Origin of the sequence: Bradyrhizobium sp. LCT2 (assembly GCF_009931255.1) — a bacterium.
Classification (GTDB): domain Bacteria; phylum Pseudomonadota; class Alphaproteobacteria; order Rhizobiales; family Xanthobacteraceae; genus Bradyrhizobium; species Bradyrhizobium diazoefficiens.
This window is the reverse complement of the sequence record NZ_CP034432.1, coordinates 8,248,730-8,263,622: the sequence shown is the minus strand read 5'-3', so window position 1 is coordinate 8,263,622 and position 14,893 is coordinate 8,248,730. Positions and strand designations below refer to the sequence as shown.

The 14,893-nt window shown below is 59.7% G+C and carries 16 protein-coding genes and 4 pseudogenes; 12 read left to right on the top strand and 8 right to left on the bottom strand.

What is annotated here, in order from left to right:
• Positions 1-351 precede the first annotated feature (351 nt).
• The 4 genes from EI171_RS46505 to EI171_RS39060 form a co-directional block, all read right to left on the bottom strand.
• Complete coding sequence (locus EI171_RS46505; protein WP_143279402.1) at positions 352-480, bottom strand: hypothetical protein; 129 nt, start codon at positions 478-480, stop codon at positions 352-354.
• A 104-nt stretch (positions 481-584) separates the two neighbouring features.
• On the bottom strand, positions 585-845 hold the full coding sequence (locus EI171_RS39070; RefSeq protein WP_143279401.1) for a hypothetical protein: 261 nt from the start codon (positions 843-845) through the stop codon (positions 585-587).
• A gap of 146 nt (positions 846-991) precedes the next feature.
• Positions 992-1,408 carry a hypothetical protein gene (locus EI171_RS39065; protein ID WP_161536436.1) on the bottom strand — a complete coding sequence of 139 codons (417 nt, stop codon included), beginning with the start codon at positions 1,406-1,408 and terminating at the stop codon, positions 992-994.
• A 185-nt stretch (positions 1,409-1,593) separates the two neighbouring features.
• Positions 1,594-1,977, bottom strand: coding sequence for a hypothetical protein (locus EI171_RS39060; protein ID WP_161536435.1), 384 nt, complete (start codon positions 1,975-1,977; stop codon positions 1,594-1,596).
• A 296-nt stretch (positions 1,978-2,273) separates the two neighbouring features.
• On the opposite strand from EI171_RS39060, the gene EI171_RS39055 reads away from it, so the two are divergent.
• Positions 2,274-2,501 carry a hypothetical protein gene (locus EI171_RS39055; protein ID WP_097669773.1) on the top strand — a complete coding sequence of 76 codons (228 nt, stop codon included), beginning with the start codon at positions 2,274-2,276 and terminating at the stop codon, positions 2,499-2,501.
• Between the two features lie 382 nt (positions 2,502-2,883).
• On the opposite strand, the gene EI171_RS39050 is transcribed toward EI171_RS39055, so the two are convergent.
• Positions 2,884-3,171: a hypothetical protein gene (locus EI171_RS39050; RefSeq protein WP_143279399.1), complete on the bottom strand. Its 288-nt coding sequence runs from the start codon at positions 3,169-3,171 to the stop codon at positions 2,884-2,886.
• A 352-nt stretch (positions 3,172-3,523) separates the two neighbouring features.
• Between EI171_RS39050 and EI171_RS46895 the strand changes: the two genes are divergently transcribed.
• From EI171_RS46895 to EI171_RS39035, 3 genes are all read left to right on the top strand, one after another.
• The gene (locus EI171_RS46895) at positions 3,524-3,970 is read left to right on the top strand and encodes a transposase (protein ID WP_060908461.1); all 447 of its coding nucleotides are present in this window, start codon (positions 3,524-3,526) and stop codon (positions 3,968-3,970) included.
• The gene (tnpB, locus tag EI171_RS39040) at positions 3,967-4,317 is read left to right on the top strand and encodes an IS66 family insertion sequence element accessory protein TnpB (protein ID WP_038379303.1); all 351 of its coding nucleotides are present in this window, start codon (positions 3,967-3,969) and stop codon (positions 4,315-4,317) included. The genes EI171_RS46895 and tnpB overlap by 4 nt, the downstream gene beginning before the upstream one ends.
• 95 nt (positions 4,318-4,412) lie before the next feature.
• A complete protein-coding gene (locus tag EI171_RS39035) occupies positions 4,413-5,999 on the top strand; it encodes an IS66 family transposase (protein WP_371740555.1) in 1,587 nt (528 codons plus the stop codon).
• Here the strand turns inward: EI171_RS39035 and EI171_RS39030 are convergent, their stop codons facing one another.
• On the bottom strand, positions 6,000-6,437 hold the full coding sequence (locus tag EI171_RS39030) for a hypothetical protein (RefSeq protein ID WP_060908463.1): 438 nt from the start codon (positions 6,435-6,437) through the stop codon (positions 6,000-6,002).
• A gap of 1,192 nt (positions 6,438-7,629) precedes the next feature.
• Here EI171_RS39030 and EI171_RS46080 point away from each other — a divergent pair.
• The 6 genes and pseudogenes from EI171_RS46080 to EI171_RS46060 all read left to right on the top strand — a co-directional run.
• A complete protein-coding gene (locus EI171_RS46080; protein ID WP_245570233.1) occupies positions 7,630-7,818 on the top strand; it encodes a hypothetical protein in 189 nt (62 codons plus the stop codon).
• A gap of 182 nt (positions 7,819-8,000) precedes the next feature.
• Positions 8,001-8,243, top strand: a complete 243-nt coding sequence (locus EI171_RS39020; RefSeq protein WP_161536434.1) for a hypothetical protein — start codon at positions 8,001-8,003, stop codon at positions 8,241-8,243.
• A gap of 522 nt (positions 8,244-8,765) precedes the next feature.
• On the top strand, positions 8,766-9,569 hold the full coding sequence (locus EI171_RS46075) for an effector protein NopP (RefSeq protein WP_271553145.1): 804 nt from the start codon (positions 8,766-8,768) through the stop codon (positions 9,567-9,569).
• Positions 9,570-9,796: 227 nt separating this feature from the next.
• The gene (locus EI171_RS46070) at positions 9,797-10,327 is read left to right on the top strand and encodes a reverse transcriptase domain-containing protein (protein WP_246740369.1); all 531 of its coding nucleotides are present in this window, start codon (positions 9,797-9,799) and stop codon (positions 10,325-10,327) included.
• Positions 10,297-10,815, top strand: coding sequence for a maturase (locus tag EI171_RS46065; protein WP_246740368.1), 519 nt, complete (start codon positions 10,297-10,299; stop codon positions 10,813-10,815). Before EI171_RS46070 ends, EI171_RS46065 begins: the two co-directional genes overlap by 31 nt.
• 208 nt (positions 10,816-11,023) lie before the next feature.
• A pseudogene (locus EI171_RS46060) lies at positions 11,024-11,244 on the top strand (phage integrase N-terminal SAM-like domain-containing protein); the annotation flags it as partial.
• Between the two features lie 53 nt (positions 11,245-11,297).
• Here the strand turns inward: EI171_RS46060 and EI171_RS46055 are convergent.
• Positions 11,298-11,405 (bottom strand): annotated as a pseudogene (locus EI171_RS46055) (integrase); the annotation flags it as partial.
• Positions 11,406-12,069: 664 nt separating this feature from the next.
• Here EI171_RS46055 and EI171_RS46050 point away from each other — a divergent pair.
• Positions 12,070-12,437 (top strand): annotated as a pseudogene (locus EI171_RS46050) (transposase).
• Here the strand turns inward: EI171_RS46050 and EI171_RS38990 are convergent.
• Positions 12,406-13,281: pseudogene (locus tag EI171_RS38990) on the bottom strand (IS3-like element ISBj3 family transposase); the annotation flags it as partial. The pseudogenes EI171_RS46050 and EI171_RS38990 sit on opposite strands and share 32 nt — an antisense overlap.
• A 227-nt stretch (positions 13,282-13,508) precedes the next feature.
• On the opposite strand from EI171_RS38990, the gene EI171_RS38985 reads away from it, so the two are divergent.
• On the top strand, positions 13,509-14,891 hold the full coding sequence (locus EI171_RS38985; protein WP_161533276.1) for an IS110 family transposase: 1,383 nt from the start codon (positions 13,509-13,511) through the stop codon (positions 14,889-14,891).
• The last annotated feature ends 2 nt before the right edge of the window (positions 14,892-14,893 follow it).

The window sequence follows — 14,893 nt, the reverse complement described above, 5'->3', positions numbered from 1 at the left end:
GTTTGCGGAATCGGTGATGAGGCCTTTCGCAAGAAAGGCCACGCTGATGATGAGGCAGGGCACGGTAGCGAAGTTGGTCCGTCCGCCGCCGCGGCGAGAGCGGCAAAAACGACCACTGGAAGGTAGATGATCGTGAACGTGCGGTCCGGACGATACCGATTTAGCGCTGGGCGCAGTACGAGAGCCAGCCCGGCGACGGCCGCGGCAGTGCCATAGCGGTACCAGATGTGGTCCGGCATGTTTCCTCGCAGCCCCTCTCATTCGATCGACTTTACATTGTTTCCCCCGAGAGGCCACCGGAGGCAGTCCGCGTCTCAACTCACGCCAATCTATTGTGCAGGATGGCCGCAGCTATCTCGGCCAGATGCGCCAGTGCGTCGGCTGCACGGTGACGTGTTCTCCGGTCTTGGCCTTGATCCAGCCGCCGAAGATCCGGCGGCAAGGAAAGACCACCCGGTGAATGGTGTTACCCTCGATCACGGCAATCTCCAAATCTCGATCAAAGGGCGGCGCCGTTTCGAGTAGCTCCCAGGTCAGGTCGCCATTAGATCCTGAACGGGGTTCATCGCTGCGGGCTGACAAATTCAGGCAACCTTCTGGGCACTAAGGAAGCGATCGCTTGGCCGCCGTGCGAACAGGCTCAGCCCAATATTGCCCAGGCGGCGCGTGGTCTCGATCGCGTCAGCCGTGACCGGGGTTTTATCGGCCGCGGCGCCGTGGCACCTATCGTGCCGGGACCTGATCCGCTCACCGACCGAAATATTAGGATTGGCGCTGCGAAACAACTCCCGGGCTTCGGTCGAATCGATCTGGATCAGCTCGAGCCTTCGGCGGTTGGTATTCATCGCTGTTCTGCAGAAGTTAAACTGGACTGCCGCTCCCGCAACTTGGCCCGCGGCGGGACAAATGTCCGTCATGTCGAAACATCCTTCGTTGGTGAGGAATCTCCTTGTCCCACGGCGTCAGCGTGGGGCGTTGGGTTATGATGACTTCAGCCGCGCCCTTGCGAGCGGGCGGCATCCCAAGCTAGAATGGGAAGATGCCGGAAATCGCTTGACGCCATTCGGATGATGCGCTCGGCACCGATCATCGCGCGCCGGTCCGCAGGTCGATGAAGTGCGCCATCGCAAGCGACGCAGGCTATCGGGTGCAGGTCATCGGCACACGGTTCGGGTGCGTCCGGCAGCAGTCCTTGAACTAGGTCGCCGGTATCTGGACATGAAAAGATGATGGGGCGCCAAGTCTTTCTGTCTGCCATGTGTCTGACCTTGGACTGGAAGATCACTTGTATCAGTAGGCAGCCGTCGCAGTAATTGATACAGGTCAAAAAAAGAGCTGATGCGCGTCCAGAATGGCCGAGCCCGAGCGGCCGCTGCGAGCCGGACAGGCCCGCGTTGGCAGGCGACATGTCACAACTCGTGCGATCCGCCAGAGCGTCGCGTTGGTCCGCGACACGCCAGCGTGTAGCAGGGTTGATTTGAGGCGCACCGCACGCGGATGGGCCACGACAGCATTTGTCCTCAATGCTGCGATAGCCGGCAAGCAGATGGTAATTTGATCGCTCGCCTCGCATTGTCGGTAGCCTTGCCGGGGCTAATCCCAGCCATAGGCTTTCGCGCGGAAGTCCTGAACCTTGGGCTTATCGAAACGCTGGCTGTGACAAGCCTGATCATCGGCTTTGCTGTCGCGGCGGCAGGGTGGACCGTCAGGACCGAGATCGAGGCGGTTCGCCTCATTGGCCATGATCACGTGCGCGTAGGTTTCGCCGTCGATAGCCCCCGGCCGCCGGCGCGCGTCAGAAATGGCTCTACCCGGTGATTGGCCAATGACCCGGTATTTGCGGCGATGCCTCGTGAGACCAAGTATCGCGTGCAAAGTTCGCGGCGGCTCGAGGTTCGATATTGCCAGCGGTTGAGTATGGGATCGATAGAGATCAATAGCCGGCATCTCGGGCGTGACGGTGCATGCTGTTCTCAATCGTCTCTTCGAGACGTTCCTCGATCATCGACTCAATTTTGTCGGTCGAGGGCATGAGCAGACCAGAAGGCGCTGTCCGTCGGCTCAAAACAGAGTGCGGTCCGCCAAGCTGCACAGAGAGCTATTGCGGGGTTTGCGGGCCGACGGGAGCGCTCGCGCCGCGTTACCCAAGTCTCGACCTTATTTCGATCGGAGGAGCGGACAACCTCTTGGGGATGCTGCTTGAGGCAGATCAAATACTCTTGTGGCGCGAATGGCAGAATGGTGGATGAGTAAACCCACAGGAAGAGGCTGTCATGCCTTCATTTAACGTTCGGTTCATTAAGACCGTTCGTGACGATACCGGCCACGAACATCGTGCCTGTCAGGCAGCGTTCAAGGTCGATGCCGCCTCGCTGAGTGCTGCTGCAGAGCAGGCGGAGACCGATTTCTGCAAGCAAAAGAGTGTCCGCGATTGGACAGTCTTCGCCGATGTGATAGAGCTTCGCGCTCCGCCTGCATTGCCGTCGGCATGGGGAGGGTAGCTTGGTTTTGGCCAGGGAAGCCTGCAACTTGAAGTGTGGGGTCAATCTGTGAATCTAGGCGTGATCAGGACATCGATGCGATCGCACGTGAGCTCAATCTGCCACATCCGCCTTTCGAACCATGGCGCAAAAACCGGACTCTCCTGAAGTCTTAAGCAAGCGCCTCGACTTGCCGGTTTTTTCGAGAATGCGCTTGCTGCCACATGGAGACGTATTGCGCGATCTGCAGCGGGTGTGCGGCCTGCCTCAGGCCAAGACCCGCTGCGCCGCCGACCTCGAGAGGCAGAACCATGCAAATCCGCTCAAAGACTGCCCAAACGAAAAGGCCCTGCGCGTTCGGTCGTGAGATATCCTCCCGCTGCGCTTTCGCGATTGATCGCGTTCAATCAGTTCCTCGCCGAAAATCTTGACTCCTGAGCAAGCCGGCTTTCAAAGAAGGCCAATGCAATGAGGCGAATCTGATGCCCCAATTTTGCGATCTCTCGCCCCAATGATGGCTGCTCGCCAAGGCTTCCATGGCAACCGTAGAGGCCGACTGGGTGGCAAAAAACTTAAGTACCTTATCTCGTCGCAGCTGCTTGCGGAAGATCACGGCTGCTGAAACACCCGAGCCATGTACCTGAAACACGTATTTCGCAAGATCCAATTCAATTGTACCAACTCCTGACATGGGAACATCCTTTTCGAATCATGCACCCGCCACCTTGCCCAGGGAAGCTGTGAGGGGGTGTCCACCCCTCCGTGATAGGCGCGGTGCCCAAGTCGAACGGCTCGAAGTAGTGGACACAGGCCGACGGCGGCGCTGGTCCGAGGACGAGAAGCTCAAGATGGTTCTGGAGAGCTTACAGGCGCCGCGTCAGGTCGCGGCGATATGGCGTTTCGCGCTCATTGCTGCTGCGATGGCGACGGTCGTTTCGTCCCGAGCCGAAGGATGCCGCGTGAGCGTCATCTGGCGACCACGCACTGAGGGTTGATCTAGTCGGCTAGGAAGATCTCGTGGAGAGGTTTGTCACGAGGTCACCATGTCAAGAGCGAGTTGTAAGGATGGCGATAAGGATAGGCATACGCCTATCCTTGAGGACGGCTCCGACACGCTGCGGCGCGTCGAGATCATCACGGGGACCGGCCGACGACGGCGCTGGTCGACCGATGCGAAAGCGGCGATTGTCGCGGAGAGTTTTGCGCCGGGTGCAAGCGCTTCCGGGGTGGCGCGGCGACACGACATCAGCCCGAGCCTGTTGTTTCTTTGGCGTCGTCAGACAACGCGGGCGAAGCTCGAGGAGCATGGAGGCATGCCATCAGGCTTTGTGCCGGTCGCAATCACCGACTGTGGAGGCAAATTGCCGCTATGCGAGGAGCAGGGAGCGATTGAGATCGAGGTCGGCGCAGTTCGCATCCGTGTCATGGGAACGGTCGACCGGCGAGCACTCTGCGAGGTGCTTGCGGCAGTCGGGACGGTCGGCCGATGATCGGGCCCCGCGCTGGGTTATCGATCTGGATCGCGACGCAGCCGGTCGATTTCCGTCGCGGCATGGACTCGCTGGCGATGCTGGTAAGCGAGGCGTTTGGAGCCGATCCGTTCGACGGCGGGCTGTGGGTGTTTCGATCCAAGCGCCGAGATCGCGTGAAGATCCTGACCTGGGACGGAAGTGGCCTTGTTCTCTACTACAAGAGAATCGAAGGGCAGTTCAGCTGGCCTCCGATCAAGGAAGGCGTCATGCCGCTATCTCATGCTCAGCTCTCGGTGCTGCTCGACGGCTCGGACTGGAAGCGTGTGCCGATGCGGGTTGTGGATCAACCAACACGAGCTGGTTGATCATCATCAAGAGTAGTTCGTCATTCATGCAGAGCTGTAGTAGAACGCGCTGCATGATTGATTTGCCTTCCGATCGAGCATTGCTCCAGCAAGCCGTGACGGCACTGTCGTCACGGCTTGCCGTGGTGTCGGCGGAATGCAGCACGCTGGCGGCCGAGCGTGATGTGGCGATCGCCCAACGCGATGCTGCAGTCCAGGAGAACGACAAGCTCCTGATGATCCTGTCCCAGTACAAGCGCACGATCTTTGGTCCCCGCTCCGAGACACTGGATCCCGGACAGCTGTCTCTCTTCACCATCACGGCGCAGGCGGCAGGTGCCGCCGCCAACGACGACGGGACCGGAGGCAGGCTGCCTGATGGAGCGGAAGGCCGTAGCAAGCGACCGGCGCGACGCAACCGGGGGAGGCTTCCGGAGCATTTGCCGCGCATCGACGTCGTGATCGATATCGAGAGCCACATCTGCCCCTGCTGCGGCGAGCGGCTGCACAAGATCGGGGAGACCGTCAAGGAAGCCTTCGACGTCATTCCGATGCAGTACCAGGTCAAGCGCATTGTGCGTCCGCGCTACGGCTGCCGGGGATGCCGCCAGGGTGTGCTGCAGGCACCGGCGCCGGCCCAGGCGATCGACGGCGGGATGGTGACGGAAGCCTTGCTGGCCCACATCGCGGTGATGAAATACGGCTACCAGCTGCCGCTGTATCGGCAGGAACAGATGTTCGCCGCGCAAGGCATCACGCTTGACCGGCAGACGCTGGCCTCATGGATGGGCCGCGCCGCCTGGTGGCTGAAGCCGCTTCACACGCTGTTGCGCGACACAGTGATGTCCTACCCGCGGCTGTTTGCCGACGAGACGCCACTGCCGGTTCTCGATCCCGGCCGTGGCAGAACCAAAGTCTGCCAGTTCTGGGCGATCGCCACCGATGACCGTCCGTGGGGCGGCCCCGCGCCGCCGGCGGTGGTCTACATGTTTGCCGAGGATCGCAAGGCGATCCGCGCCAAGCAGCTGTTCGGGGATTACCAGGGCATCCTGCAGGTCGACGGCTATGCCGCCTACAAGGGCCTGATCAAGAACGGCGGCCGTCTGGTGCTGCTGGCGTTCTGCTTCGCGCATGCGCGGCGGAAGTTCTGGGACGTTCACGTCGCGACGAAGTCGCCGATTGCCGCGGAAGCGCTGCAACGGATCGCGATGTTCTACGCCATTGAGGATCGCATCCGCGGTCTGCCGGCGGCGCATCGGGCTGCGGTGCGGCAAACCGACACCAGGCCGCTGATCGAGGACTTCAAACCCTGGCTCGAGGCGCGACTGCTGGAAGTCTCGAAGAAGTCCGGTCTGGGCAAAGCCATCCGCTACACCCTCAACCATTGGGACGGCCTGACGCGCTTCATCGATGACGGACGCATTGAAATAGACAGCAATACGGTCGAGCGCAGCATCAAGCCGATAGGCCTGGGAAAGAAGAACTACTTGTTCGCCGGCAGTGAAGGCGGCGCCGAAACATGGGCCATTCTCGCCTCGCTCATCAACACGGCAAAGCTGCAAGACATCGACCCGCGACACTATCTGACCGATGTTCTCGAGCGCATCGTCTCCGGACGTACAAAGATCAATCAGCTGCACATGCTGTTGCCGTGGAATTGGAAGGCCGAGCGCGACAGTTCGCTGGCAAAGCTCGCCGCCTGATCAGTTCGACGGCAAGGACTCTGGAACTTCCTGCGCATCGCTGGTGTCGTCATAGATCTCCTCGCGGATCACGCGCAGCGTCATCTCGTGCAGATAAACTTGCAACGCCCTCTCCAGCTCGGTGAACTCCGGCAACAGAACTTTGTCGACGAAGCCTCGGGACGCACGGATCACCACCGTGTTGCGTCGTTGGCGGTGATAACGAAACGGCCGCAGCCCGTACCGGCGGCAAAGCGCCAAAAACAGGTGCCGCGACCATTGGTCAGGAAGTGAGAATTGCTGCTCGATCGGCGGATCGTGGCGAGCGAGCTCCGCGACCCGGGCACGCACCCGCTGTAGCGCAGCTTCCGCCGCAAGGCGCTCACCGGCAGTTCCGGCACCCGCGAACAACGCCTCGATCTTCCGAAGCTTCTCGCGCAGCTGCGATTCGCTGGTCATTCTGATCCCCGTTGCCCGCTCCGAACCGGGATCACCCCATCACCGCGCGCCGGCAGCGTCAATCATCCAGACCGCGCTATCCAGAGCATTCCGCGCAAGTCAAGCCCAGGCGCCAGTGATCCTCTCGTGACGCTCACGATGCCGCCCATCAACGGGCTTCGTACCGGCGATGGTGGTCGCGGAATCGGGGCCGACGCCTTGGTGACTACATTCTGCCGTCTCAGCCCCGCCAGAGCGGCGTCACTGATGGACACCGGTTAGGCCCTGCGGCGCTTGTTACAGCCTGTTCGCGCCAATGCGGGCCAGAGCCTCCGCTCTGTGTTCCTTTGGTGCACTCGATATCGTGGTGCGCTCTGCGGTATGCACGCTCAAGTGCGGGCGAAATCCGGAAAAAACTCGCGTAGAGTCTTTAAACGACTGTTGCTTCGATGTCACCAAATGGATGAGCCGGCGATCTACGCTCGTGTCAAACGAGGGACGGCATGTTCGATATTTATTTGAACGGAAGACACGATCTTTTGGTCGTTCCGCGAGGCTTTGCGATCCCCGCGGGATTGGACGGCAATTGGAAGCGAAAGAAGCGGGCGGTGCGCTCAGTGAGCGATCTCATTCGCCAAGATGTCCAACAGCGCGGTTACCATCGACGTAGTTTGATCTCAAATAGGTCGAAGGCGGCAGTTGAGACCTCGTCACACGCGTAGCCAACGCGGCGATCTACGCTGATCCATTCTTCGAAACACTCTGGGCAGGATGCCGTCGAGAACCTTGCTTACCGCGTCGACGGCAACGGGTATCTCCCTTCATTAGGGTTAAGGAGCAAGGTTTCTTTTGAAAAGCGGCCGCACGGCGCTGCGGCTTCCTCAGGATAAGTATTGGAGCTTTTCCTTGAGTCGATTGCCCCGAGTTGGAGCTGTTCAGGTTCATCGCGCTTGGCTCGCTCATTCCAGAACATGTTCGTTTACGTGCTCAGCTTCGAATAGAAAGGCGTCGATTGGGGGCCGCATTCAAGAAGCCTCTCAACACGGCGTCTGTACGAAGTTTACAATTCCACAGCTGCACTAGTCCAGACTCCTTGTCTTCGGAAAACATGACCGAGCTTATATCCTGGCGCGAGTTCCTATGATTGCCTCTTTTTTGCGGTGTCGCTCAGAAAAAACTATGTTACAAGCCGCTCCTCTCAAAAGGAACATTCATCGTGAAAAAAGCAACCAAGAATCGCGTTAAGCGGCGCGAGTGGACGAAGGCAGATATCAAAGAGCTCAAAGTCCACTCGAAGGCTCGGACCCCGGTCATAAAAATAGCAAAAATGACCAAACGCAGTGTCGGTGCGCTACGCCAGAAGGCCTTAAATCTCGGAATCGGACTCGGACATCAGCGGTAATTTTCAGCAGCGCTGGCTACTGGCGCGGTAGGGCGGCTCGCGGGCCGCCCTCTATGGCCATAGAAATTTTGTCGCACATCAGCTTTGCCGATCCGCGCTGAGACGTTTTTCACGCACGTGCTGGATGGCCTCCCAATGTCGCGGAACGGGCTCCAGCGCCTCCTCATCTTTGATGAAGTTTCTTGGAAGACGGTTTCGACGGCGAAGACCGCTTGCGATTTATGATCGCGAGTGAAGACATCGTCTTAGCCACAGCCCTGTCTCGAAGATTTCCCGGCTGGAAATTGTCTCGCAGGGCGCTCGGCGCCGTTGATTGTTCAAGAAAAACTTTTAATTGCGGTTTGTTGTCAAGCTTTCCTTTTGATCTCGCCAACGGCACGACGGTAGCGCTCGTGCCGATGGAGCCACGGCGCCGGCGCGGCTGAGGTATGATGGTTAGTCAGGCATCGGACCGGTCTATAGTTGAACCTTTGATGCCAGCTGGGGTCATGGTTCTTTCCGAGGTCGCGTAGCGCCTCATGATGATGTCCGGGTCGGGCGCCTCAACGTATGCAGCGGGACCAGCCGCCAACAGCCGAATGACCGAGGTACTTGCGCTCCGTCAGCCACGGCACGCTCACCGCGGCGATGATTGATCCGTGAGACTTTTTCTCCGCCAAGCGGCGTGCAGAACCGAGAGATGCTGCCAGCCGAACGATCGCGCTCACAGAGGCACACGTGCCACTTATCTGGAATCGGCTCGACGTGGACTAGGGTCTGTTTGGATTCAGGATTGAACTTCCAAGCCGGAACGATTCAAACTCAATCCGCTGCAGAAATGCCGGGGCCAAACACCTAGTTTTCCGTTAATTTCTCGGCGTCAGCTTACGGACAGCTAAGCTGCTTATCTGCGGAGTCCGGTCTAACGACCTGAAACACAATGCAATCGCCATAGGAGTGTGGTCGTCATGGACGATCGAGTTAACAATACGTCGCATGTTCCATCCTACGATGAGTATCATTACGCTAGCTCCCCGGAGCACAGGAATGCCGACGATTTTGCGGACGCGTTCCGTAGAATGGGATTGCAGGACTCGGGTGCCAGCTCATCCTCGCAGCCGAGTTATTACCTCAACTCAAGACCTCCCGTTATTGAGATCAACCGGGCCGAATTCCGGGAGCGGGTGAGGAGCTTTCATGGTGAAGAAATCGATCGTATCGCCAACAATCCGCAGGAATACTCAGAATTTGTATCCGAAAGAGCTAATCGCACCGCGGATACCGCCAGAAGTTTCGCGATCCGAAGGGATTCCGATGCCGCGCGATATTACAGCTACCAACTAGGAAATACGAGCGTCGGCCTCCAAAGAACGGAAGCCGGATTTCCTATGGCGACTGAGTTCACCAGCCAGCGGTGGCGAGAACTGTTTCCCGGACGGACTGATGTCACATCAATCGTGGATTTTCAGGTTGCACATCCGCTCGTCGGTAACGCCGGCGATATTCTGCTCGAGCACCAACTACGGCAAGACGGCGAACGGCCGCTAGTGAACTGGCGTCCTGCCAATGACGAAGCGAGAGCCCGTGCAGAACAACTGGGCTTCGTTCATGTGGATCCCGATGATATGGTACTTGATCCCACCCAGTCCAGCCAGTGGAGATATAGGGATGGTGAATGGCAGCGCGCAACCAATTCTTCGATGTATCTCTCCAAAGCGTCGAGCGATGATGAACCTTCATCAGAATCCGACTCGGATGGAGACTTCATGTGACGTGAGATCTCTACCAATCCATTTGAGGTGGAGCAGGAGCGCAGACCAACCGACACCTGCGGCTTACGATCGAGCCTTGGACGGAACGAAGCCCAAGCCAATTCGGCTCAAGCCGTGAGGTGCACTGTACTGGCGGCGGTTTACGAGAGCTGGTGCCTATAATAGCACAAAGAAAACTCCGGCTTCCAGCCGGAGTTTTCGACTCCCGCCCGGGCGGGAGGAGCGGATTGCAAATCGTCCAGGGCGCCACCGTCATCGTGCTCAACGCCATCTACGAAGGAGACTTCTGTGGCTTTTCCTACGGGTTTCGGCCCGGCAGAGGACCACATGATGCGTTGGACGCGCTCTGCACAGCGATCGAGACGCGGCACGTGAACTGGATCGTTGACGCCGACATCCAAAACTTCTTTGGCGCAGTCAGTCAACCTTGGCTGGTTCGCTTCTTGGAACATAGGATCGGCGACAAGCGCATCATCCGCCTCATTCAGAAATGGCTGAAGGCGGGTGTTCTCGAAGACGGCGTCGTAGCCGCTGATGACAGGGGAACGGGTCAAGGTTCGGTGATTTCACCGCTTCTCGGCAACATCTACCTGCACTACGCTCTCGACCTGTGGGCCAAACGCTGGCGACAGCGCGAGGTCTCCGGCGGCATGATCATCGTGCGTTACGCGGACGATGTAGTAGTCGGCTTTGAGCGCGAGGATGACGCACGTCGTTTCCTGACGCGATGCGCGCGAGACTGGAGGAGTTCGAGCTGACGCTCCACCCGGCCAAGACCCGCCTGATTGAGTTTGGTCGCCATGCGGCGGCTCAACGCAAGCAGCGCGGACTCGGAAAGCCGGAAACCTTTGCGTTCATGGGGTTCACGTTTATCTGCGGCAAATCACGCCAAGGGCGCTTCCAGCTTCAACGGAAGACCCGTAGCGACCGCTTGCGAACCAAACTCCGCGAAATCAAGGAGGAGCTAAGGCGCCGAATGCACTGGCCGATCCCTGCACAAGGGAAATGGCTGAGGCAGGTCTTGACCGGCCACTTTGCGTACTTTGCTGTCCCGACGAATGGCCGAGCGCTCAATGCGTTTCGGTTCTATCTGACCGATCTCTGGAGGCGGACGCTTCGGCGGCGCAGTCAGCGGACCTGTCTGACCTGGGATCGCATAACGCAGATCACCGATGACTGGCTCCCCAAGGCTCGCATCCTTCATCCATGGCCGAAGCTGCGCTTCGCCGTCAAACACCCGAGGTAGGAGCCCGGTGCCTTAATTGGGCTCGCCGGGATCTGCGCGGGGGGCGCCCAGTGATGGGTGTCCCTACCGCGAACAGATTGTTAGAATTTGGCTTTTTATTAGGATTGAACGAGCCGCTGCCGCGGCGTAAGGGGCAAGGTGGCGTAGATCGCCTCCTGGCTGAAGGATGTGGGGGTTGGAGCCCACCCCCTCAGACAGGAGTATCGAGATGGCCGATTTGAGCCCTCTTCGCCGCCGCATGATCGAAGACATGACCGCCCGCAATCTGTCGCCGGCGACGCAGCGATCCTACATCAGCGCGGTTCGAAGTTCAGCCGCTATTTTGGCCGATCACCTGACCGGTTAGAGTTGGAAGACGTCCGCGCCTTCCAGGTGCATCTGGTCTCGACCGGCATATCATGGCCGGCGCTGAACCAGATCGTCTGTGCGCGGCTGTTGGCGATGGCGACGCGATGGGTGTAGCGGCCGAGATAGGCCAACACCACCTGGATGACGCCGCGGGCGCTGTCGATGTCTTCGATCCGCAGTCCCGCAACCTCCGAGGCCCTGAGCCCGGCCGCATAGGCGGTGGTAAGCGCGGCGCGGCTCTTCGATGGCTTCCATCGCATCCGCCACTTCGGCTTCATGGCCAACGGCCATCGCGCTGCCAAACTCGCCCTTTGCTGCAAACTTCTCGATCGTGAGCGGACAGCGCCAAACGATGGCGAGCCGTCGCCTGTGGATTCGGAAGCTCAAACCTGGGCCGAGGCTCCTGCCTGTCCCGATTGTGGTGGCGTCATGCGCATCATTGAGCGCTTTCGACATAGCTTCAGACGCCCCAGCCCTCGAACATCACCGTTCCGATGCGACACATCGTGAGCCAAGTCATGCCGTGCACGACGATCATCATTCGTCATTTCGCTCCCAGCGTCTCGATCATCGCGGACGATGTCGAATCCGTGCTGTCACACCGCGCCACAACAACCGTCCGATGCAGCAAAAAGCCTATCGCGATCTCCGGCGAAGCGCGTCTGATCTCAACTCTTCCCCGATGCGCACATCCCGTTTCTCTGCCTCTCGCGCCGAGCCAGCAGATCGGGCATTGCGATCTCGAACAATCCCCATAGCTGCAAAACCGCGCATAGCCTCCCGCGCCTTCGTTCAATCCGGCTTCAATGAGGTCGCGTCATAAGCGCCTGCCGCGCCCTCGCGTGAGCGCGACCTCACAGAACCCTCAAGATTCTCATCCTGGCTTGGCTGTGATTCAAGCTTGGGATGGACCGATTCGTTTTGACTGACGCCCAATGGGCGAAGATGGAGCCGCTGTGTCTTGGCAAGCCTAGCGATCCCGGCCGGAGCGGCAATAACAACCGGCTGTTTGTCGAAGCCGTGCTGTGGATTGCCCGCACGGCAGTCCGTGGAGCGATCTTCCGCGCGCCTTCGGCAACTGGATAACTGCGTACTCGCGCTTTCGCGACTGGGCGAAGGCGGGCGTCTGGAAGCGCATGTTTGATGCGGTTTCAGACGAGCCGGACATGGAATATGTCATGAGAGCTGGCCCCGGTTGTCTGAACAGCAATTCCGCGTCGATAAGTGGAGTTTCTGCCAGAGTTAGGCTGCCGCGCGGAACGGCAGCGGGCTGAAGTAAGCTTGATCGGGGGTGCCGCCGTCAAGGCTCGAGTGGGGACGCCGGCCATTGTAAAAGGCGAGGTATCGGCCGATCGAGGCGCGGGCGTCGGACACGGTGTCGTAGGCGCGCAGATAGACCTCTTCGTATTTGATGCTGCGCCACAGACGCTCGACGAACACGTTGTCGCGCCAGGCGCCCCGACCGTCCATGCTGATGGCGATGCCATGACTGGCGAGCACGCCGGTGAACGCGGCGCCCGTGAACTGCGAGCCTTGGTCGGTATTGAAGATGTCCGGCTTGCCATGGCGAGCGAGAGCGTCCTCCAGCGTCTCGACGCAGAATGCGGCTTCCATAGTGATCGAGACGCGCCACGACAGCACCCGGCGGCTGAACCAGTCCAGCACCACCGCGAGATAGACGAAGCCGCGCGCCATCGGGATGTAGGTGATGTCCATCGCCCAGACCTGGTTCGGGCGTGTGATCTCCATCCCGCGCAGCAGATACGGATAGATCTTGTGCCCGGGTTCGGGCTTGGTGGTACGCGGCCGGCGATAGAGCGCCTCTATCCCCATCCGCCGCATCAGCGTTTTGACATGCCGGCGGCCGATCTTGCACCCCTCGGCAGCCAGCAGGTCTCGCAACATTCGCGAACCGGCGAAAGGAAACTCCAGGTGCAGCCGGTCAAGCCGCTGCATGATCGCGAGGTCGGCGGGCGACACCGGACGTGGTAGATAATAGATACTGCCACGGCTGATCTTCAAAACTTCCGCCTGTTTGGTGATCGGCAGGTCGTGCTCACGGTCGATCATCGCTTTGCGCTCAGCAGGCCGGCTTTGCTGAGCGCGCCTTCTAAAAAACTATGCGCGACGCTGCGCGCCCCCTGTGGGATAGAAACGGGCAACCGCTAGACTGCGGCCGGAAGGGAGCGGCCGATACGATTTTGGTGGCACGTGACCCCGTCAAAAAACCTGGTCCATGGGCTGTTGCGCACTTGAGAGTGGTGACGCCATCTCGGCGATCCCGTTTAGGAATTTGAATGAATTGCGCAGCCCAGCCCTTCCGCCGGAGTCAGGAGGAACTACAGATGAATCCCAAAAGATCGAAGTCGAAGGACGGCGGTAAGATGCCGATGGTGCACCCGAACGCGGCTGCCATCGACGTTGGCGCCACCATGCATATGGCGGCCGTTAGGGCAGATCGCGCACCGGAGCCAGTCCACAGTTTCGGTACCTTCACGGCCGATCTGCATCGGCTGGTCGACTGGTTTACGGAATGCGGCGTCGAGACCGTCGTCATGGAATCGACCAGCGTCTACTGGATTCCAATTTTCGAGCTTCTCGATGCCCGGGGATTTACGGTGTTTCTTGTCAACGCGCGGGATGCCAAGCACGTGCCGGGGCGTAAGACCGATGTCAGCGATGCGCAATGGCTGCAGCGGCTCCATTCATTCGGGTTGCTGCGGGCCAGCTTTCAGCCCAAAGGGCAGATTGCCGAGCTGCGAGCCTACGTGCGTCAGCGCGAGCGTCTGCTGGAGTACGCGGCCTCACACATCCAGCATATGCAGAAGGCCTTGACGGAGATGAATCTTCAGCTCCACCACGTCGTCGCCGACATCACCGGCGCGACCGGCCTGCGTATCATACGCGCGATCCTTGCCGGCGAGCGCGATCCCGAGGCGCTGGCGTGCTTGCGCCATTACAGTTGCCACTCCAGTGCCGAGACGATTGCGAAGGCGCTCACCGGGAGCTACCGCGCCGAGCATCTGTTTGCGCTCGAGCAGGCACTTGCGCTTTACGACACCTACCACGAGAAGGCATCTGCCTGCGACGCCCGGATCGAAGCCGTGTTGAAGGAACTGAGCAACCATCGCGGTCGTGGTCATGGACCAGCACCGCCGGCCTCGCTGCGTCGGAATCGAACCGATCAGGCGAACGCTCTAGCTTTCGACGTCCGCGAGGCGCTATTCGCGTTGCTGGGAAAAGACATCACCACGATCGACGGCCTCGGTCCTTACCTCTCGCTGAAGCTGATCGCTGAATGCGGTGACGACCTCTCCTCGTGGCCAAGTGCAAAGCATTTTACCTCCTGGCTAGGACTGGCGCCGAGCAACAAGGTCTCCGGCGGCAAAAGGCTCTCGTCCCGAACGCGCCGATCCGGCGGCCGGGCGGCGGCGCTTCTGCGCCTTGCTGCCGTCACCGTCGGACGCACCAATACTGCGCTCGGCGCCTTTTACAGGCGACTTTCATCGCGCATCGGTAAGGCCAAGGCAGTGACCGCCACGGCCCGCAAGATCGCAGTTCTGTTCTACAATGCTGTGCGATACGGAATGGACTATGTCGATCCCGGGGCCTCGTCCTACGAGACGCGCTACCGGACGCGAGTGGTCAACAATTTGCATCGGCGTGCCAAGGCATTCGGCTTCGTTCTCCAGCCCTTGGAGCCGAACGTCGGCGATGCTGTTTCTTAGGA

Coding starts and splice junctions, on each gene's coding strand:
- EI171_RS39055 (WP_097669773.1), top strand. CDS start 2,274: ATGCCTTCATTTAACGTTCGGTTCATTAAGACCGTTCGTGACGATACC.
- EI171_RS38985 (WP_161533276.1), top strand. CDS start 13,509: ATGAATCCCAAAAGATCGAAGTCGAAGGACGGCGGTAAGATGCCGATG.
- EI171_RS39030 (WP_060908463.1), bottom strand. CDS start 6,437: ATGACCAGCGAATCGCAGCTGCGCGAGAAGCTTCGGAAGATCGAGGCG.
- EI171_RS46895 (WP_060908461.1), top strand. CDS start 3,524: ATGTCAAGAGCGAGTTGTAAGGATGGCGATAAGGATAGGCATACGCCT.
- EI171_RS39050 (WP_143279399.1), bottom strand. CDS start 3,171: ATGTCAGGAGTTGGTACAATTGAATTGGATCTTGCGAAATACGTGTTT.
- EI171_RS39070 (WP_143279401.1), bottom strand. CDS start 845: ATGAATACCAACCGCCGAAGGCTCGAGCTGATCCAGATCGATTCGACC.
- tnpB (WP_038379303.1), top strand. CDS start 3,967: ATGATCGGGCCCCGCGCTGGGTTATCGATCTGGATCGCGACGCAGCCG.
- EI171_RS39065 (WP_161536436.1), bottom strand. CDS start 1,408: ATGTCGCCTGCCAACGCGGGCCTGTCCGGCTCGCAGCGGCCGCTCGGG.
- EI171_RS46065 (WP_246740368.1), top strand. CDS start 10,297: ATGCGCGCGAGACTGGAGGAGTTCGAGCTGACGCTCCACCCGGCCAAG.
- EI171_RS46075 (WP_271553145.1), top strand. CDS start 8,766: ATGGACGATCGAGTTAACAATACGTCGCATGTTCCATCCTACGATGAG.